We start from the raw sequence: 18298 nt of genomic DNA on the forward strand, positions 1-18298 counted from the left end.
CCTGAATTTCTTCCCCACATATCCCCATTGGGCTGGGCGCACATTCTACTGACTGGCGAATATCTTTGGCCCAAGGAACCGAAAGCTTAGGGTGTCATTTCGCCCTCAGCCGGAACCGACCCCTTTTAGCCAAATAACGTTTGGGAATCACCAGAATGGTGGGACAACAGCGGTTTTAGTGCCCTAAATCGTACGTTTTCATCCAGTTGCCCCTCAAACCCCATGTTCAAGTCAGAATAGTGGACAGGCGGCCAAGAACTTCGTTCATGATAGTCTCCGGAACCCGTTCGAGTCGTTTTCCGCCCCGTGCTTTCATATCAATTGTCCGGGGTTGATCGCAACGTACAACACCTGTGGTACGTATGCCAACACCATCCAACGACACCGCAAAGCCGGCAGTGCGGGCAAAATTGCCTCCGCTGGTTACGGGCACAACAACAGGCAGGCGGGTCACGCGATTAAAGGCCGCCGGTGTGACAATCAGCACCGGCCGCGTTCCCTGCTGCTCATGACCTGCGGTAGGATCAAGCGAGACAAGCCAGATTTCCCCTCTTTCCATGTCAGATTTCCTCCTGACCAGTCGCCGGTGCATCCAGCCATTCTCGTTCTTCAGCTGATATTTCAGCATTCGGATCACACTGTGCCAGTAGCTCAGCCAGTGAATATTGCGGGCGTCTGTACGGCTCAACAATCAGCCGGCCATTATCAATGACCATGCCAACTTCATTATCTGTGCCCAGAGACAGCGCATTCAGCAGTGCCGGTGGGACGGTCAGCATAACTGAGCCGCCAACCCTCTTCAGTCGGGTGGTATGCATTCTTCACCTCCATAAAAGTTATATTTAAATATAACATCCACTAAAAAAACACACCAGGCTTTAACGCACAATGTTTAATAAAAATATAACTTTCAACCAAACAGTAAACCCAGCGTGGTTGCTTCCATATGCAGCAATACCGGCAGCAGCAGGCCACCACTTCTGATCCTGGCCACTGATGTAATCAACCCCACCAGGAACAGTTCTGCCAGTGTCAGCAGGTTCTGATACTGGCTGTGCGCGGCGACGAACAACAACGACGTTATCAGCGCCCCCAGCCACATCGTCCAGCAGTACCGTGAACGGAAGACGTTCAGCATAATCCCCCGGAACAGCGTTTCCTCATTCAACGGGGCAAGGATAAAGATGGTCAGCAACGTCAGGATCACGTCAGGTATGGACTTATCGGCAAAAAGTTTCGTCATAAATGGCTCAGCAGGCAGAGCCAGCGCCTTACCGAGCAGAAATACACCGACATACACCACGGCCATCGCACCGACCAGCCACGGTACGCCAACGTTGCGCAGCTGACCAACGACCGGTAGCGGAGCTATCCAACGGCGGTATACCAGGAAAACACACAGCAGGTACATCAGAACAGTACCATGACTGAAGAACAAATAGTTTTTTCCTGATCCATAAAGCAGAACGGCCTGCTCCATGACAAATCTGGCTCCCCAACTAATGCCCCATGCAGCCAGCATAACCAGCATAAACTGCAGATATTGATTACGTGTTTGAATCATTGCATCGCCTGTAAATTTTTAACTTGTCCTATTTTTGTCATTACCACGTATATACACATGTATAACAATTCAGATATCGTTACCAGGATATGCCGCATCAGCGGCATGGAAGGCGGCACTCTGTTGTTTCATATGATACAGGAGTAAAACCGCCGAAGCCCGGCGTAAGCCGGTACTGATTGATAGATTTCACCTTACCCATCCCCAGCCCTGCCAGACCATACCCGCTTTCAGCCATGAGAGAGCTTCTGTGCGCGGTCGGAGTGGTCCCGACGAGGGTTTACCCGAAGTCGGGGCGTATCTCCGCGTTAGCGGGCCGTGAGGGCCGCTTACGAGCGTGTACTGAGAACTTCCAGCGAGAAGACTGACAGCGATGAAGATGTAGTTACAACATTCATAATTAAAAGCGACTCTGTTCCGGCCCGAAGGGCCGGGGCGGGGCCGCTTTTCAGTTATGAGGGAGGGGCTTTGTGGTTTCAGTTCTGCGCTGGACCGGGGTTTTTCTGGAGGTTGTTTTTGTGTGTTGTAACTAAAGTGGCTCCGGTTGGGGCCCGCCGCTTGCGGTGGGAGGTGCATATCTGTCTGTCCACAGGACAGGCAATGAACAGGTTTTCTTTTTAAATGAATGTAATTAAGTAGTTTAAAGGAGATATAAACAGGTGTTTAAAAGATACATTGCACCTTGTAAGACTGCCGGCTGGTGCTTTATGACATGAACGGTTGTAACCTTATGGGGAAGTCCCTTGCAGTTTAATGTGGATAAGCAAAATTACCCGTCGCTGAGGCGTATTTTGTATTAAAAACAGGGGGAACCGGATGCACCAGAAGGTGGATGGTGAGGTTGTTTTTTGTATGTGGTGCTGATTTTTTGTGTGCTGTCGGGCTTCAGACGTGCGGAAGCCTCCGGCGCGGGCCGGATTATTCTGAGGAGGTCACTTTCAGGGGGAAGCAGTGGCCAGCCGGCTGTAATTACGGTTACGTGACAGAATCATGCGCTCCTTCACACGACGCTCCACTTCGCGTTTTACCGCCTCACGATTGGCAGTGAAGCGCCCTTCTGCGATTTCACGCGTCAGCTGCCGTTTCACCAGGGTGACGATATCCTGACGTTCCCTGTTCGCATCACGACGCGCACGGGCACGCTTTATTCCCCGGGACTTAAGCTCTGTCTGGTAACTGCGGAAACGCTCACGGACAAAACGCCAGGCTTTCGCTATCAGCTCATCCATACCCAGGGTATCCAGCCCCTGCTTTTTGCGCTGTCTGTTTTCCCATTCCACACGGCTGTGGCGCGCGGCGGCCACTGCCTCCTCTGATACATCGAGGGCAGCAAACAGTGCAGATGTGAACGTGATATCGGTTGGAATGTAGCACCCGATAAGCGGCTCATATTCCGTCTGGTAGGTAATCACCCCCAGCTCTGACAGAAACGTCAGGGCACGGGTGGCACGGGTGATAGAGAGTTTTCCGGCAGCAGACTCCGTCGCCAGCCCGCACTCAATGGCCAGCGTGGTGATGGAGCACTGGACACGGTTGGCCAGCGGGTCATAGTGGAAACACAGCCCCTGCAGCAGCGCATCAATAGCCCGTCGACGCAGCACCGGTGGCATGCGCCGACGCAGTCCCTTCGAACGGGCATGCGCCACATGAATAGCGAAATCAAAACTGGAGGTGAAGCCCACCGCCTTTTCCATCAGTTTTTCGCAGAACTTCAGCGTTCCGGCACCTTCACGGGGTGTAAACACCGGATTCGGGTTCTTTACCTGGCGGTAATACGTTTGTTGAAGATCAGTCACACCATCCTGCACTTACAATGCGCAGAAGGAGTGAGCACAGAAAGAAGTCTTGAACTTTTCCGGGCATATAACTATACTCCCCGCATAGCTGAATTGTTGGCTATACGGTTTAAGTGGGCCCCGGTAATCTTCTCTTAGTCGCCAAACCTGGTGAAGATTATCGGGGTTTTTGCTTTTCTGGCTCCTGTAAATCCACATCAGAACCAGTTCCCTGCCACCTTACGGCGTGGCCAGCCACAAAATTCCTTAAAACGATCAGCAATCTAACATCTCATCACTGAAACAGCAAGAAACGCAAATATTCACAAAGATTTTCTGCGCTTAACCTCTGACTCTATCAGCCACTCAAGCATCTGTGCCTGAGTGATCCCGTCTTCATCAGCAAGCTCACTTAACTTTTCTTTCAGTCGAAGCTGAATGACGGCATGAAACGCTTTATGAGTGGCACTCCTTCTTGCAAGAGACGCTTTTTGTCGTTCTCTCGCAGGAACAGGATTACCCCTTCTGTAAGGTCGTTTTTTTCCCGATGAGGAAGTCACTGCATTTTCTGTCTGCGACATCTCGCCTCCTCAATACTCAAACAGAGATCGTTTCGCAGAGGATACTACAGTTTTTTGAAATCAGCGACCTGAAAGTTGTGACGATGATCGGTGTTGGCGCACAAATCATGTCTGATTACAACCGTTTAATATGATTTTGATAATGAAATGACTGAAAAGCAGGAAATGCCTTAACCAGGATGCCGACCCCGGGCGGGACCGGCTGTTTCTGGCATGTCGGGTGTCTGCCCCTGAAATACCTCACACTTCCGGAAAGCGGGGACTTCCGTCCCCGCCCGGCAGCTTACTTCCGTGCTTCGTAGGCCAGAGTTACCTGCACCACTGTATTTCCCCTGTGAATATTCAGTTCACATAACCGTTCCCTGAATATCAGTGAAAAACACAACACCGTGGCGCACACGGCGAGCACCCCGATAAGGGCATATTTCGTCATAAACTTTGACCTCTCTGCAAGGAAGAGGCTACAATCAGTAGTGTTAAGGTACTTCATGCAGACCTCACGAGTTAATGGATTAACGAGTGGGGTCTTCGCATTTCTGGTACCTGCGTCTTGCCTGAACCAGAAAGGCTCAGACACCCGCCGCGATAATACCACATTCCCTGTTACTGACTATTACCTTCATTTCCCGCTTTTTACTACCGAAACTCCAGCCAATAAGTATGCTTTTTATTTACATCAATTTTTAATCCGGTACCGACGTTTCCCTCCAGTTAACTCGCTTTTCGTATGACTCATGGCAATAAAATTTTCTTTACCATATGACAACATCCCAATAATATCAAAATTGTCTTTTAATTTGATGGCATCCTTTTCACTTACAGCGACAATAAGTTGTTTACCAAATTTTCTGGCCATCATTGCAAACTGTGATACTGCTGATTCACCACCTAAATCAGGCCACCCAACGCAATTAAAAATGATTGTGAGCTCTTCACTATTCATTGCATCCCAGATAAAAGAGACAGCATTCTCATTTCTCTCTACATCTGAATCACTGTTAATCTGAGTGAAATCATAATATTTAGAACTTGGTATAGAATACTCCTTAAAAAACTTATCAATGAGAGAGGCAGAATTCCCAACAATAAGAATATTGTTGTTCACGCTTAATCATCAGTTCTGATACATCATCATATTCCATATATTCACCTTTATTATATAAAGTTTGGGTACAGGTAGTTCCGGAATTTACTCTGTGACCACCATTTTCCGTTTTTTATTACAGAAACGCCGGGAGCGAGGAAAACTTGCTTTTTCCCGTTTCCGGGGTTGGACAACTGAGCAACGCGAAGGCGTCAGCTACGATGTTCCGGGGACTACTGATCAGCCCCTGTTGTATTCAGCCATTCTCCGGTCATCTGCAGCAGTTTTCTGGCATCGTGGCTTCTGAGCAACGGAATACCAGCCTGCCTCAGAACCTCTTCCAGAAGAATATCCCGGCGTCTGCGTTCCGGTCGTAAATGGCTGGCATCATCCAGCTCTACTGCTGCAACAATACTGAACGAACGCCGCTCAACGATAACCACATCAACATGCCACTGGGACACCATCCTGAATAACTGCCACCACTGACGTGATCGTGGTCGGATATTCCCGTTCAGCTGGACGATATCAGCGACCCGTACCTGCGGGCACAGATACCACCGCTTCATATCCACAATCCTGAACAACCCTTTCATGAAACTGACCTCTCTTTCTGTCAGCAACGTTTTCTGACGCTGCCAGTATTCACCGCTGACCAGTATTCGCTCAGCTTCACCGGGGCGTATGCCTGCTGCATGTAACCGTATCAGTGCGGGAGGACAGTTTTTACTCCTCCGGAATATTATCCGGACAGGCAAAACAGCTATAATAATAACGACCACAATGAAAATAATTAAATTCATTATTATGTCCTTAATTACATATGAGTCCAGATGAACGAATGTAGTTTTCACCCGTAGTAAGACTCGCAATATTTATCCCATGAATTACCTGAACGTTATCAGAAATACGACAAACCAGATCCGCAACAGATAATTCTGTTGTGATAAGGGGTCACCGCCTCGTTAACCAGACAATTTTATCAGCCTGGATTTTAATTACCCCACGACGAACCAACTCACTACGTATACTAACAGCCCGTTCTTTATGCCATTCTCCTCGCATATGCGATTTTAAATAATTATTGAACCCCTCCACTGACACCGGTAAATTCCGCACATCACTTCCGGATGCCTGCTGCATTCTGTTAGCCCACCGGATAATAACATCCCCCTCAGGGACAATCAGGTGAGATACCGACAAATGACTCTCAGCGTGCTCTGGCGCAATACGTTCGCAACGAAAACCCCGTTTTTGCAGAGTATGAATTATTCCATCATAGCCTTTATCGTTTGAAATAATATGCCAGGTGTTGTTTCCGGCACTGCAGCACGTCATCCTGCCGAGCTCCATAACAAGGTGAAAGTCAACATTATTCTTCGAAATGTTATCTATCTGTCTGATACTCACTCTGATATTATCTGGCCAGGTATCAGCAGGTAAGACCACTGTTTGCTGAAGAGGACCAGCAAATAAAATCAAATCGGTATAATCAGCAAGCGATATATTTCTCAGATTGCAACAGTTTTCATAATCAATGAGCGCAATGCGTAATGCTTCATTTCTCATCATGTTTTCCATTATATATTCACCATAATAAAACAGAATAAACTGCAAACCCGACGCAGAGTATCTACCGGTCTGGTTAAGTTTTCATTATCGGGATATAAAATATTGTCTGCCGCCAGTCAGGCAGCCCGGAGTCCTGTGAGTGATATCACAAATCAATAAACCACCACTTAATTCATAAACATCCTTGTGTTACTATAAGCCGGTAGGCCATCCGGTGCGCCATGAGCAATCCGTTCTGAAGAACGGAAATACAGAGTGCCAGGTTGTCTCACATAATACAAAAGCAAATTTCATGCATCATTCAGCCTCCTTACCCTGGAGAAACGGAGGCTGTTTTTTTATATTCCTGAAACACCATCCGCAATGATTCATCGCTGGTGAGTTTTATGAATTTAATCTCAAATATGCCAGCCTCTTTATTTATTCCTTCCGTCCATATTTCCGGCATCGTTCTGCGCGTAGCCGGGCAAATCGTCGCCAGTCCGCCCGGGGAGCAATTTCGGCGGCCTGACACCACGCCTCAGCAGCCTCCATCCAGGATCCACGGATTTCCAGATTAACAGCCCTGTGTCCGGTACGCTGCCAGCGCCAGACCTGACCATTCCGTGAACTGTTTCTGAATCCATTCATATTTCTGTCCCCCTTTAGTTGTCAGTATTATTGCGATAAATAGTTCAGTGGACTGGCTTTCTTTCGGGTACGGAAGTTATTTCCTTTTAAGCCTTATTTCCCTGCCTCCCCTCCCTGAGGGAGGCTTTTTTTATTTCTCATCAAGCACGGCCTGAAGTTCTGCCTTTATCCGGTTCTGGCGGCGGATTTTATCCAGACGCGCTGCCGCATACGCTTCCTCCTCCTGAGAAATATGCTCCGTCACATACCCTTCCGTGTCATACCGGCAGGCACCGGCTTTCATGGCACACAGATAGCTTTCTGAACGGGTGATGGCCTTCAGCGCCCTGCGCAGTTTTTTATGCGAGAGCGGGATATTCCGCTGCGCCACGTCTTCCAGTAACACGTCCCGGATACCGCAGGCCAGAAGCCGGGGCGTGTCACCGTCAAATAATCCCGGCCACCAGGGCTTCAGGGTATTCACGGCCTCATCCAGTGAGGGCAGGTTCAGATAAATGGACAGCGCCTGTCTGGCCTGCGCTTTTTTTGCCGCCAGCTCTGCTTCCCGGGCTGCTTTCTCGGCCAGCTTCTGCTTTTTCACCTTCCACTTTGGTGGCGTGGTGACATTGATGATAGTTTTCCGGCTGCGGACAGGCGTCTCCCCTTCCGTTTTCCGCTTCAGTGTCAGTACCGGTCGCTTCTGCTCTGTCATGCTGTGTTCTGCCTCTGACAAATCATCCTGTTACAGCCAAAGATACCATACACTTCAGGGTGCCAGAACGCCTAATACAGCCAGATGCCAGACGTAGAAGGACGGGAAAAAATCTCCGGGCCAGAAACGGGGTAATGATTTTCCTGCACACGACACCAGACCAACGGTCAGCACCGTCATCACAAGGCCGGCCACCGCCGCGGCATCACTGGTGGCAAGATTAAGCGCCGGAATAACAGCCAGCAGGCAGGCGACCAGCACCAGACGTTCCGTTCTGTCTTCTGCCCGGTACAACCGGTAACTGACCGCCAGCATCAGCAGCCCGGCAACGCCGTAACTGGTGCCGGACAAAGGCAACCATACAGCCAGAAGCAACATGGTCCCTGCGGAACGCCACCAGGTGCGCATTTCACACCATGTCAGCACCTGTGCCGCAACTGCAAAGGCAAACAGGATATTCCCCTCATACCAGGGAAAGCCGGCCAGATAATATGCGAACTGGGCAATCACCGCCCAGCTCCACCGCCTGTTAATGGCTGACTGCCGGATATGCACATGACGGGAGAGATTCAGCCCCCACACCAGGGCAAACAGCGGAAAGGCCCCCCGCCCGACCAGAAACATCCACTCCTGCTTCAGCTGAAATATCAGATTGATGTGGTCCAGCACCATCAGCACCAGTGCCACTGTTTTGATGATATCCCGCTGTCCGGGTGACCAGACCAGCAACGACTGCAACCAGGTGCGTATTACCGTGAAGGAGATCGGTGAGTAACATCGATGGAGATCGGTTCGTGTCACTTTCACAGAACCGTTTTTAAATTACCTTCACTGATCTCCTTCGGTCAACGGAGATTGTATTTTCCGCATTGATTCTCCTTTAAGTTCGATCTTGATACTGCCATGAACCAGTCGATCTAGGATGGCATCCGCATGTGTGGAGTCTCCGATCATTTTGTACCAGTTTTCCACCGGCAACTGGCTCACTACGATGATTGAGCCTCGTTGGTACATCAGATCCACTATTTCCAGCAGGTCGCTACGCTGTTCTGATGAGAGAGGTTCCAGCCCCCAGTCATCCAGAAGCAGCAGATCGCTATTATTCAGCCTGGTCAAAAGTTTGCTGTATCTTCCATCAGCATGCCCCTGATAGCACTGTTCCATCAGCGCTTTAAGGCGATAATAGTAGACCTTGTATCCCTGTCGGCAGGCATTATGACCAAGTGCACATGCCAGGAACGTTTTACCGCTGCCGGTGGCCCCGGTCAGTAAAATATTTTGTTTCAGGGTTAACCAGTTTCCCTGACTGAGTGAACGGATGAGGGCCCTGTCCAGCCCTCTATTGTTACGATAATCCAGCTTTGATAACTCAGCATTAAGTCTGAACCGTGCATGTTTGATCAGACGCTCTGCCTTCCTGTTTTCACGGCAGGTTAGTTCTTCTGCTGTCAGTAATGACAGGCGTTCTTCGAAGCCCAGCTCCTGGTATGTGCCCGGTTGAGCAAGTTGCTTTTTAAGCGCATCACGGAAGCCGGTGAGTTTAAGTGCGGTCAGTTGTTCGTAAAGATGATTCATCATTGGATCCCGTATCAGTGGTAATACTCACTGCCGCGTACGTTTTCGTGTTCCATCGTGGATAACAGATCTGGTTTTGGATCCTGAACAGGTTGTTTATCCAGACCTTTTTCCAGGATCGATTTAATACCTGACAGACGCCATACCTTTGTTTCCAGAGCTCTTGCACATGCTGCATTAAGTCTGGCTTTACTGTATTTTTTATGAAGGTTCAGGAGTCCAAGGCAGAAGCGATAGCTTTGTTCCGGATGTGGACGAGAGTTCAGTATATGAAGCACATAACTATGAGTTTCACTGCCTATGTGCCCCGCCCATTCCAGAAGACGCTCTGGCGTCCAGGTGGCATGCTGTCGATGAGCTTCAGGCATGTGCTCGTTGCGGGTACTGTAGCCATAAGTACGCTTGCGCGGGTGCACAGCAACCTCCTGCCCCTGATTGAAGAGTCTTACCAGTTCTCCGGAGATCCATGCTTCCAGTTGCTGGCCTAACAGCGAACATGGAACCGAGTAGTAATGTTTGTCGATTTCCACGTGGTAATCGGCATGAACTCTGACTTTCTTCACCAGGGTGTAACTGTAACTGGCTTCAGGAAGAGGCTTCAGTGCGGGTTTATCAAGCTGGATGAAGAGTTCTGCACGTGAATAACCCAACTTCTGCATTATTTTGTTATTCAGTCTTTCCAGCAACTCCCGAATGCGCTGATTAAGCGATGCAAGGCTGTAGAAGATCTCATGCCTGATTCGGGCCATGATCCAGCGTTCAACAACCTGAACGCCAACTTCAGCTTTGGCTTTATCTTTCGGTTTACGTGGCCGCGCAGGCAAAACTGCGACATTATAATGCTCAAGCATCTGCTGGTAGGTAGGGTTAACGTCAGGATCATACTTACATGCCCTGGATGTGGCGCTTTTCAGATTGTCCGGAACAACAAGTTCAGGAACGCCACCCAACCACTGGAAGCAGCGAACATGACTCATCACCCAGTCTTCAAGCTGCTGAGACCAGGTGGCCTCTGCCCATGTGTAACTTGATGCCCCGAGAACAGCTACGATGACCTGAGCAGTTCTTATTTCTCCGGTCTCAGGGTCGGTAACGCCAACGGTAGGTCCACAGTAATCAACGAAAAGTTTTTCGCCAGCTTTATGTACCTGACGCATTGATGGTGAAGTGGTTTTGAGCCATTCACGGTACATCCGGCAGTAATGGTTATAGCTGTAAAAACCGCCTGGATTACGCTCACAGTATTCTTCCCAGAGTAGCTGCAGCGTCACGCATTTATTACGCAGTTCCCGGTGTACTGTAGCCCAGTCAGGCAGAGAGTGCTTCTTCATCTTAACCTGGGTCTGAAGGAACGCATGTTTTAGTTTTGTATCATCCCATCCTGTAGGTAAGGGCCACTGCTTTATGCCAAGTTGAGCCGCCCGATTAGCATATCTGGATACAACGGAAGGGGAGATTGCAAGACTACGACCAATTTGTCGATGGCTGAGTCCAACACCGTATTTAAGCCTAAGAATTTCTTTAAGTTTTCTCATAGAAATTGGAACTGTTGGCATAGGTATCCTTTACCGGAATGGCAAAAGATACAGATCAACACACCTGTGAAGTTCCAATAACATTGATGGAGATCACTGAATAACAAAATGAGTCAAAAGTGATCTCCATCGATGTTATTCAGCGATCTGTTCAAATGTTATTACCCGATCTCGATGGAAGTTATTGAGTGATCTCCTTTCATGAAAATACGCACCAGGTACCGGTCCGGGCCGTCAGTGAATCGTTACGTGTTGTGTTCGTGTTATCCGTTGTCATCAGCGTTTGTCTTCCTGTATCAGTCTCCGCCCAGGGTTTTCTCTTTCTGCAGGTCACGGACTATATCCCGTTCCATCTGCTGCAGACGCTCCTGCAGCAGATTTTCCCGGACAACTTCCCGGACAGCTTCCCGCTCCCGTTGTGGTTCACGCAGTACACTCTCCGGCAGTGCGGTTTCCCGTTCAGAGGTGACAGCACGGTCACGCTCCTGCCCGGCAATCTCCCTGACAGCCTGCTCTGTTTTGCCGTCCGGCAGGTCAGGTTTGTTCTCTGCCATTTTACGGACAATTTCATCTGCGCGGCGTTCCGTTTCACGGCGGATAGCCTCTTCAGCCTGCCGCTGTGCCAGCACCTCTGCCGTGACCGGTTCGCCATTTCCGGCCCCCGGCTGGACGCTGTTGTCCGGGATATCCCCCCACACGCGGCCACCGGTTATGGCACCGGGATTCCACGGACGGCCTTCACCGGCGATTCTCACTACCACACCGCTGTCAGGATTATCACGGGCAATCCGGACACCATCCTGCATATTATCAGCCAGCAAGCTTTCTCCGTTACGGCTGCCCTGCAGGGCCACGAACTGCGCATCCCCGCTGCCCTTCACCCGTCCTTCACCACTGAATCCCCGCAGCCCGTTTCCGTCATCCGTGGTCAGTGGGTTCAGCCAGATACCGGCGGACTTGCCGTTACGGTCAAACGCCGGCAGTGCCACATACGGCTGCGGATATTTACGTCCCGGTGCAATAAACCGTGCAGGGCTGTCTCCCCCGGCCAGCCCTGCCTGACGGAGAACGGCACGGCCGGCCGCCACGTCCCGCAGTTCCCGTGCCGTACTGAACAGCCGCTCTGCATTCATGACCTCCCGGTCAGCTTTTGGCTCCAGCACATCGTGGGCAGTCCCTTTCTGTACGGCATTGTTAATGGCATCCGTCCAGCCCTGACGGTTATCGGTGTACACCTGCACATGCTGCTTCATACGCGACAGGGCCACGTAGGCTGACTCAAAGCCGGCCATCAGTTTCCGGTTACCTTCCGTGCCTTCAAGCGCAATGGCAAAGGTTTCACTTGCCCCCTGCGCACCGTGAGCGGTGATGGCATAGGCCAGGTCAATATGTTGCTCTGCCTGCTCCTGGCCGGGGCGAATCTCCCGGGTCTGCTGTCCGTCCGACAGCGTGACACTGTCACCGGAAACCGCTGTCACCGTCCAGATGCTGTTGGCCACATAACCGCGCTCCCGGTCACTCTTCGTGAAGCGCATCCGGTCGCCGGTCCCCACCCGGATTTTGTCCGGGGTGTACAGTGTGACACCTTCAGCCACCGCCTCCCGGGGCGAAATCAGCCGCGTGTTACCTTCCGCATCCTCCAGGGTTATCAGCCCGTCATCCTTACTGACACCGGCAATCCGGTGATACACATTATCCACCAGGGCAAGGGCATCCGGGTTATTCTCCCAGGTGGAGAGACGACGCAGCTCCCCGTCACGTATATTCGCTGTGTTCAGGACAGGCACCATGACCTGCTCTTTCCCCAGCTCACCGGCCTTTTCCCGTGCATCATGAATCATGCTGTTCAGTACGCGCCGGTCCTCATTCAGGTGCGTGACAATAAGCGTCTGCTCCCGTGCTTCCGGCGTCCTGCCGGTATAGTCGCGGACAATGGCTTCATACAGTGTCATGGGGACATCCGGAAAAGCCTCGCCTTTCAGCATCGCCTTCTGCTGCGCTTCTGCCAGTTTCGCTTCCTGGCTGTGACTGAACTCCGTCACAGAGTGCTCCGGTGCCCATGCGCCCTCCTGACGGGGAACCTGAGACGGTTTCACACTCTCAAGCCCGGACAGTGCCCTTTCCACATCCCGGTTAATCAGGCTGTATACCGCCTCCCGCAGTTCCGGCGTCTGACGCACAATCTCCTTCATGATGGCCACATCGGCAGCACTGCGCGTCTGCTGGAGACGGAAAGGCTGACCGGGCGCGATGGCCTGCAGCTGGTCCGTGTCACCGCTGGCCACAGCACGACCGCCACCGGCCGCAATCAGGGCGTATGCCCGTGCCATGTCGGTATTGCCCACCATTGAGCTCTCATCGAGCAGAAACAGCGTGTTGCTGAAATCCGGCGTTTCTCCGCTGCGCTGCTGCAGCTGCGTGTCATGCAGAAAGGACGCCAGCGTCTGTGCATCCACGCCGGCGCTGCGCATCTCACCGACCGCACGGTGCGTGGGCCCCAGCCCCACAACTCGGGGACGCTCACTCGCCGGCAGCATGTTCACGGCTGACATCACCGCCCGGAACTGTGTGGTCTTACCCACACCGGCATACCCCTGCACCACCGTGAAACGGTCGGACGTTTCCAGTATCATGCGGGTGGCGGCACGCTGTCCTGATGTCAGTTTCTCCATGAGTTCGCCAGGTACTCTCTCCATCAGCGGCGTGACCGCCTCCTTACCTTCGAGAATATGGCGAAGAATGCTTTTTTCAGCCTCATACGACGCACGGGAAACCAGCAGGCCTGTGCCATAGCCTTTTGCCACATCCACATACAGTAAATCACCGCGTTTTATCTGCGCATTGATTTCCCCTCCCAGTTCAGTAAAACTGGTTCCTTCTGCAGCAAACGACTTCGCCTCTGTCAGCAGGTCCACCATGCTGAAGGCCAGGTTTTTACTTTCCACCACAGGAAGCGCCAGATGAATAGCCTGCTGTGCCGGCGTGTGAAGCCCGGCTTTCTGCAGACTGATAGCGGTTTCCAGCAATGTCTCACCGGCACGCGCCTTTATCTGCTCAGAAACCACCGTAAAGGAGGGATGGCGGGCAAGTTTTTCCGCAGTACGGGTTTCATCCAGTGAGGAATACAGCCGGACATCACGACCGCTGCGGGCCAGACCGTTCAGGGTGGCGTTGTCCATTGCCATCTGTGTGACGGAGGCAAAAACCTTCGCACTGTCGCTGACGGAATGCCCGGGCGTTTCCACCCAGCCGTTCTCCAGCTTCAGTGCCGTGAACGGTGAATCAGCCACAGGCAGGGAGGCCGGTTCAGCACGTCCCGGCACAACAACCGTCATCGCATCTTCACTGACGGATGTCACCTGCAGGCGGTCACCGCCGGAGACGCGGAGTCCGGGAATTTTCCCTGTCACCCTCAGACGCTCGCCGTCTGCCACCGGCATTTTCTCCGGCCGGAACAGCGACCAGCTGCTGTCCAGAGAAGAAATACGCACCACCTGCGTTTCACCCTGCGCATCCCGCAGGGTCAGGCTGTGACTCTGCGCCGTCACCCGGTCTATCACATAGCGGTCATGGCTGCGTGTCTCCGGGTTCCACTGCTCCATCACCATCCCCGGACGGTACATATCCCGCAGATAACGGCTCCGGCTGTCCAGCCAGACCGGTGACAGCGCCGTCATGGTCACCTCAGGGTGTCCGAGCACGCCCTGCGTTTTCAGCTCACTGCGAATGGCCTGTGTCAGTATGGCCTGTTCCCGTACCCCGCTGACCTGTGCCACGCTCTCTTCTCCGGCTTTCACACTGGCCGCAAAATCCCCGGCCAGCCGGGCATAGCGGACATTACGGTCCGGTTCACTGATGATGGTGGCCGGTCGCTGTTCTCCCCCCTGCCAGCGATATGTGTTCACCCCGGCATCCTTCATGGCCATCAGTGCACTGCCTGTACCGGTTCGCTGCCCGCTGTCGGTTATCAGGACCTGTACGTTATGACGTGCGGCACCGTCCAGCAGGGTTAACGTCTCTTTCAGGGAGAGTTTTTCGCCCTGGTCGACAATAACGGTACTGCCCGGCGTGAAGGCCATGCCTTCCAGCAGCTGACGACGTCCGGTTATCAGCTCACCGGACAACCGTTCATCCTGCTTCAGGTTCATCTGCGAGCGACGGTCAGCAGCGATAATCTGCACCTCCCGCCCCTGCTCCCGGGCCATCATGACCAGTTCAGCCACCCGCTCACGCTGCCCGGCTGCACCGCCCTGCCCGGACACAATGGCCAGCGACGGACGGTCCTGTGCCAGAACACTGACCGCATCGCTGTAACCAGCCGTCCGGGGGACACTTTTCTCCGGATGTATGGTCACCCGGTTCTGTTTCATGATGTCACGACTGAGTGCCCGGACGGACAGCTCATCGAGCGCATGAATTCCTGATGTGAACAGCCCCTTCTCACGGTCGAGGGGGATAAGCTGCTCACGACTGATGGCCTCATCGATACCGGCGCGTGCCCGTTCAATCACACCATTTTCCGGCGGCAGTATACCGACCGTTCTGGCCAGCACGTCCGTGTACGTGAACTGCACTTTTCGTTCACTTAATCCGGCAATCGCCTGTGTCACCGCCTGCTGCACATCCGGCCCGTCCTGTGAAGCGGGTCCGGGTGTCTGCGTGCGGGTCTCCGCCCGTTGGTCCGCCGCGTCACGATATGCCCGGATGTCGAACCCGGTTTCCTTCAGCGTCTGCATCCACCCGACCATTTTGATCTCCGGATCGACATGCTGTTTGGATTTACGCGTATCCAGCGCCGCCACATCCCGGGATTTCAGCGAGGCGTCTTCCCCGACGGCCTCCCGGATAGCCTGTGAGCGTCCGGAAAAGGCCTCCACCGGTACGCCCGGCATCTCCCACATACCGTGCTTACCCACCACTTCGGTTTCATAGCCCAGCGCCTCAACCTGCTCTTTCAGTTTTTCCCGGTAGAGCCTGCCAAAGGCAATCTGATTAGCGTACACATTCTCAATGAACCCCGTTTTCCCCACTTTGTCACTGCTCAGTGTCTTCCACTCACCGTTATGCTGCGTGACATTAGCCACCACCGCATGCGTGTGTAACTGTGGTTCCTGATCGCGACTGGTGTCGTGGTTAAACAGTGCCATCACCAGATTACCGGTCAGTACCGTTTCTGACTGTCCGTCCGTCATCACCCGTGTGGAGGCCAGCGCCTCCACCTGACGAACAGCAAAGTCCACGGCCTGGTTATGTGCATCAATCAGGCGCTTATCGCCACCTAACATGGCCATCATGGAGACACTTTTGGGGGCGGAGAAGGTCAGGTCGTAGCCGGGACGATGCTTATTACTGCCATCCTGCATGTGGCTTAGATCCGCTCCGTCCGGCAGCCTTCCCTCCAGAAGACGGGTAAAAACATCCTTATCAACACTGCCCTGCAGTCTCAGCTGTTCAGCCCCCCTGCCGGCCCAGCGTTCTCCCATGCTGCCCAGCACATAGTAATTATCCTTGTCGGTATAATAGTTACCGGCACTTCCGGCCGATCTGACCTGCGCGATACTCATCATAAACGTATATCCCGTTGACATATCCCGGCATCAATCCCACAATGGATATACACAAGACATATCCACATAAGGAGGCAAATAATGGAAACCACCGTATTTCTCAGCAACCGCAGCCAGGCGGTCAGACTGCCAAAAGCGGTTGCATTGCCGGAAAACGTAAAACGCGTTGAAGTGATTGCTATCGGACGAACCCGACTCATTACGCCAGCCGGAGAGACATGGGACGAATGGTTCGACGGACACAGCGTCAGCGCCGATTTTATGGATAACAGGGAACAGCCCGGCATGCAGGAACGGGAGTCATTCTGATGCTGAAGTTTATGCTCGATACCAACATCTGCATTTTTACGATAAAGAACAAACCCGCCAGCGTCAGGGAGCGTTTTAACCTTAACCAGGGGAGAATGTGTATCAGTTCGGTCACCCTGATGGAGCTGATATATGGTGCAGAAAAAAGCCAGATGCCTGAACGTAATCTCGCTGTGATCGAGGGATTTGTTTCCCGCATTGATGTTCTGGATTACGACGCCGCTGCAGCCATACACACCGGCCAGATAAGAGCAGAACTTGCCCGTCAGGGACGCCCTGTCGGGCCATTTGATCAAATGATCGCAGGTCATGCCCGCTGTCGGGGGCTGATTATTGTGACTAATAACACCCGGGAATTTGAACGTGTGGGCGGCCTGAGAATTGAAGACTGGAGCTGACCTGTTCATCAGAAATCATCTCCCGGCTCAACATCCTCCCCGCGCTCCCGGTGCACATTAATGTTCACCTCTTCACGACGCTGCATCTGCTGCTGGATGCCCGGATGATTTTCCTGTTGCCATGCCTCATAAGCGGTCATATCCACCACTTCACCGGATTCACTGATCCCGGGTGGCAGTTGCTGTTCCATCTCTTCTTCCGGTTTCATTTTCAGCTCCTGCTCGATCCCCCCGGCCGGAACACTCACACCTGCATCTGACTTCTTATCATTGATGACAGAAGACACTGGCTGTTGTGGCTGTTGTGGCTGTTGTGGCTGTTGTGGCTGTTGTGGCTGTTGTGGCTGTTGTGGCTGTTGTGGCTGTTGTGGCTGTTGTGGCTGTTCAGCCTGAGTCACGCCTTCTCCGGAGGCAACCTCCGGTTCGAAGAGGCTGGCCATCTGGCGACCTTCTGCTTCCCTTGCAGCAAGTACGGCACTCAGACGGTTCTCCATTTCCGGGTTGATGTCACGCGGAATAAACTCCGGAGCGACCTTCGGTCGTGCCTGATATTTCAGAGAGAGTTTTACTGCCGGATACGGTCCGGGCAGAGTGACATAGCAGGTCAGATCCGGCAGAGACTGAATGTCGGAATAACTGACCAGCGTCTGACGCTCCATATCCTTACCGGTCGATACCCCGTCACGTACCGGATCAGCACCGTAGGAGTACTGCTCGCTGGCTTTCAGGTGCTCTTTCTCACCAATCTCACCGGCAGCGAACTCTGCAATCTTATGGCTGGGAGAACGGAAAAAGGCACGGGTGTTCATGACGTCAAACAGCGTGGCAGCCGCTTTCTCACCGTAGATATCTTCCAGCTGGGCATAGGACTGGATACCAAACACATAACAGCCACCGGCACTGTTGCAAAGTTAGCGATGAGGCAGCCTTTTGTCTTATTCAAAGGCCTTACATTTCAAAAACTCTGCTTACCAGGCGCATTTCGCCCAGGGGATCACCATAATAAAATGCTGAGGC

Annotated in this window: 17 protein-coding genes and 2 pseudogenes; 2 read left to right on the forward strand and 17 right to left on the reverse strand. The window is 52.5% G+C overall.

Going from position 1 to position 18298, the window contains the following annotated elements; all coding sequences use genetic code 11:
* Positions 1 to 226 precede the first annotated feature (226 nt).
* The 16 genes and pseudogenes from pemK-mt to traI all read right to left on the reverse strand — a co-directional run bounded on the left by pemK-mt (position 227) and on the right by traI (position 16574).
* Positions 227 to 559, reverse strand: coding sequence for a type II toxin-antitoxin system toxin endoribonuclease PemK-mt (pemK-mt, locus tag ACJ8QI_RS25040; protein WP_000439434.1), 333 nt, complete (start codon positions 557 to 559; stop codon positions 227 to 229).
* Position 560: 1 nt separating this feature from the next.
* Positions 561 to 818: a type II toxin-antitoxin system antitoxin PemI gene (gene pemI / locus ACJ8QI_RS25045; RefSeq protein WP_000557619.1), complete on the reverse strand. Its 258-nt coding sequence runs from the start codon at positions 816 to 818 to the stop codon at positions 561 to 563.
* A gap of 92 nt (positions 819 to 910) precedes the next feature.
* On the reverse strand, positions 911 to 1564 hold the full coding sequence (locus tag ACJ8QI_RS25050; protein ID WP_000616807.1) for a CPBP family intramembrane glutamic endopeptidase: 654 nt from the start codon (positions 1562 to 1564) through the stop codon (positions 911 to 913).
* Between the two features lie 938 nt (positions 1565 to 2502).
* Entirely contained in the window at positions 2503 to 3360 is an 858-nt protein-coding gene (gene repA / locus ACJ8QI_RS25055; protein WP_029702152.1) for an incFII family plasmid replication initiator RepA, read from the reverse strand.
* Positions 3353 to 3427 carry a RepA leader peptide Tap gene (gene tap, locus ACJ8QI_RS25060; protein ID WP_001365705.1) on the reverse strand — a complete coding sequence of 25 codons (75 nt, stop codon included), beginning with the start codon at positions 3425 to 3427 and terminating at the stop codon, positions 3353 to 3355. Before tap ends, repA begins: the two co-directional genes overlap by 8 nt.
* Positions 3428 to 3662: 235 nt before the next feature.
* Positions 3663 to 3920, reverse strand: a complete 258-nt coding sequence (locus tag ACJ8QI_RS25065) for a replication regulatory protein RepA (RefSeq protein WP_000083833.1) — start codon at positions 3918 to 3920, stop codon at positions 3663 to 3665.
* A gap of 283 nt (positions 3921 to 4203) precedes the next feature.
* Positions 4204 to 4410 carry a Hok/Gef family protein gene (locus tag ACJ8QI_RS25070; protein ID WP_032215358.1) on the reverse strand — a complete coding sequence of 69 codons (207 nt, stop codon included), beginning with the start codon at positions 4408 to 4410 and terminating at the stop codon, positions 4204 to 4206.
* A 186-nt stretch (positions 4411 to 4596) separates the two neighbouring features.
* Positions 4597 to 5062: pseudogene (locus tag ACJ8QI_RS25075) on the reverse strand (hypothetical protein).
* A 175-nt stretch (positions 5063 to 5237) separates the two neighbouring features.
* Entirely contained in the window at positions 5238 to 5807 is a 570-nt protein-coding gene (locus ACJ8QI_RS25080; RefSeq protein WP_029702150.1) for a DUF2726 domain-containing protein, read from the reverse strand.
* Positions 5808 to 5958: 151 nt separating this feature from the next.
* Positions 5959 to 6585, reverse strand: coding sequence for an NYN domain-containing protein (locus ACJ8QI_RS25085; RefSeq protein WP_029702149.1), 627 nt, complete (start codon positions 6583 to 6585; stop codon positions 5959 to 5961).
* Between the two features lie 411 nt (positions 6586 to 6996).
* Positions 6997 to 7206: a hypothetical protein gene (locus ACJ8QI_RS25090; RefSeq protein ID WP_039023209.1), complete on the reverse strand. Its 210-nt coding sequence runs from the start codon at positions 7204 to 7206 to the stop codon at positions 6997 to 6999.
* Positions 7207 to 7336: 130 nt separating this feature from the next.
* Complete coding sequence (locus ACJ8QI_RS25095; protein ID WP_001567328.1) at positions 7337 to 7897, reverse strand: fertility inhibition protein FinO; 561 nt, start codon at positions 7895 to 7897, stop codon at positions 7337 to 7339.
* Positions 7898 to 7951: 54 nt separating this feature from the next.
* Positions 7952 to 8698 carry a conjugal transfer pilus acetylase TraX gene (gene traX, locus ACJ8QI_RS25100; RefSeq protein ID WP_052273601.1) on the reverse strand — a complete coding sequence of 249 codons (747 nt, stop codon included), beginning with the start codon at positions 8696 to 8698 and terminating at the stop codon, positions 7952 to 7954.
* A 27-nt stretch (positions 8699 to 8725) separates the two neighbouring features.
* Positions 8726 to 9472 (reverse strand): IS21-like element ISEc12 family helper ATPase IstB, encoded by a 747-nt coding sequence (gene istB, locus ACJ8QI_RS25105; RefSeq protein ID WP_001016257.1) that lies wholly within the window; start codon positions 9470 to 9472, stop codon positions 8726 to 8728.
* Positions 9473 to 9486: 14 nt separating this feature from the next.
* Positions 9487 to 11028 (reverse strand): IS21-like element ISEc12 family transposase, encoded by a 1542-nt coding sequence (istA, locus tag ACJ8QI_RS25110; RefSeq protein WP_002431311.1) that lies wholly within the window; start codon positions 11026 to 11028, stop codon positions 9487 to 9489.
* Between the two features lie 275 nt (positions 11029 to 11303).
* Positions 11304 to 16574: a conjugative transfer relaxase/helicase TraI gene (gene traI, locus ACJ8QI_RS25115; protein ID WP_039023145.1), complete on the reverse strand. Its 5271-nt coding sequence runs from the start codon at positions 16572 to 16574 to the stop codon at positions 11304 to 11306.
* Positions 16575 to 16655: 81 nt separating this feature from the next.
* On the opposite strand from traI, the gene vapB reads away from it, so the two are divergent.
* Both vapB and vapC read left to right on the forward strand, forming a co-directional pair.
* Entirely contained in the window at positions 16656 to 16883 is a 228-nt protein-coding gene (vapB, locus tag ACJ8QI_RS25120; protein ID WP_039023146.1) for a toxin-antitoxin system antitoxin VapB, read from the forward strand.
* Positions 16883 to 17281, forward strand: coding sequence for a type II toxin-antitoxin system tRNA(fMet)-specific endonuclease VapC (vapC, locus tag ACJ8QI_RS25125; protein WP_039023147.1), 399 nt, complete (start codon positions 16883 to 16885; stop codon positions 17279 to 17281). Before vapB ends, vapC begins: the two co-directional genes overlap by 1 nt.
* An 8-nt stretch (positions 17282 to 17289) precedes the next feature.
* On the opposite strand, the pseudogene ACJ8QI_RS25130 reads toward vapC, so the two are convergent.
* A pseudogene (locus ACJ8QI_RS25130) lies at positions 17290 to 18177 on the reverse strand (type IV secretion system DNA-binding domain-containing protein); the annotation flags it as partial.
* Between the last annotated feature and the right edge of the window lie 121 nt (positions 18178 to 18298).

The sequence above is a fragment of the Serratia sp. CY84636 genome (genome assembly GCF_052166245.1).
Classification (GTDB): Bacteria; Pseudomonadota; Gammaproteobacteria; order Enterobacterales; family Enterobacteriaceae; genus Serratia; species Serratia nevei.

What these genes read in the sequence shown, in the direction of transcription:
- traI (WP_039023145.1), bottom strand. Translation starts at nt 16,574, where the DNA reads ATGATGAGTATCGCGCAGGTCAGATCGGCCGGAAGTGCCGGTAACTAT.
- ACJ8QI_RS25065 (WP_000083833.1), bottom strand. Translation starts at nt 3,920, where the DNA reads ATGTCGCAGACAGAAAATGCAGTGACTTCCTCATCGGGAAAAAAACGA.
- vapC (WP_039023147.1), top strand. Translation starts at nt 16,883, where the DNA reads ATGCTGAAGTTTATGCTCGATACCAACATCTGCATTTTTACGATAAAG.
- pemK-mt (WP_000439434.1), bottom strand. Translation starts at nt 559, where the DNA reads ATGGAAAGAGGGGAAATCTGGCTTGTCTCGCTTGATCCTACCGCAGGT.
- pemI (WP_000557619.1), bottom strand. Translation starts at nt 818, where the DNA reads ATGCATACCACCCGACTGAAGAGGGTTGGCGGCTCAGTTATGCTGACC.
- ACJ8QI_RS25095 (WP_001567328.1), bottom strand. Translation starts at nt 7,897, where the DNA reads ATGACAGAGCAGAAGCGACCGGTACTGACACTGAAGCGGAAAACGGAA.
- vapB (WP_039023146.1), top strand. Translation starts at nt 16,656, where the DNA reads ATGGAAACCACCGTATTTCTCAGCAACCGCAGCCAGGCGGTCAGACTG.
- ACJ8QI_RS25090 (WP_039023209.1), bottom strand. Translation starts at nt 7,206, where the DNA reads ATGAATGGATTCAGAAACAGTTCACGGAATGGTCAGGTCTGGCGCTGG.
- istB (WP_001016257.1), bottom strand. Translation starts at nt 9,472, where the DNA reads ATGAATCATCTTTACGAACAACTGACCGCACTTAAACTCACCGGCTTC.
- ACJ8QI_RS25085 (WP_029702149.1), bottom strand. Translation starts at nt 6,585, where the DNA reads ATGGAAAACATGATGAGAAATGAAGCATTACGCATTGCGCTCATTGAT.
- ACJ8QI_RS25070 (WP_032215358.1), bottom strand. Translation starts at nt 4,410, where the DNA reads ATGAAGTACCTTAACACTACTGATTGTAGCCTCTTCCTTGCAGAGAGG.
- ACJ8QI_RS25080 (WP_029702150.1), bottom strand. Translation starts at nt 5,807, where the DNA reads ATGAATTTAATTATTTTCATTGTGGTCGTTATTATTATAGCTGTTTTG.
- ACJ8QI_RS25050 (WP_000616807.1), bottom strand. Translation starts at nt 1,564, where the DNA reads ATGATTCAAACACGTAATCAATATCTGCAGTTTATGCTGGTTATGCTG.
- istA (WP_002431311.1), bottom strand. Translation starts at nt 11,028, where the DNA reads ATGCCAACAGTTCCAATTTCTATGAGAAAACTTAAAGAAATTCTTAGG.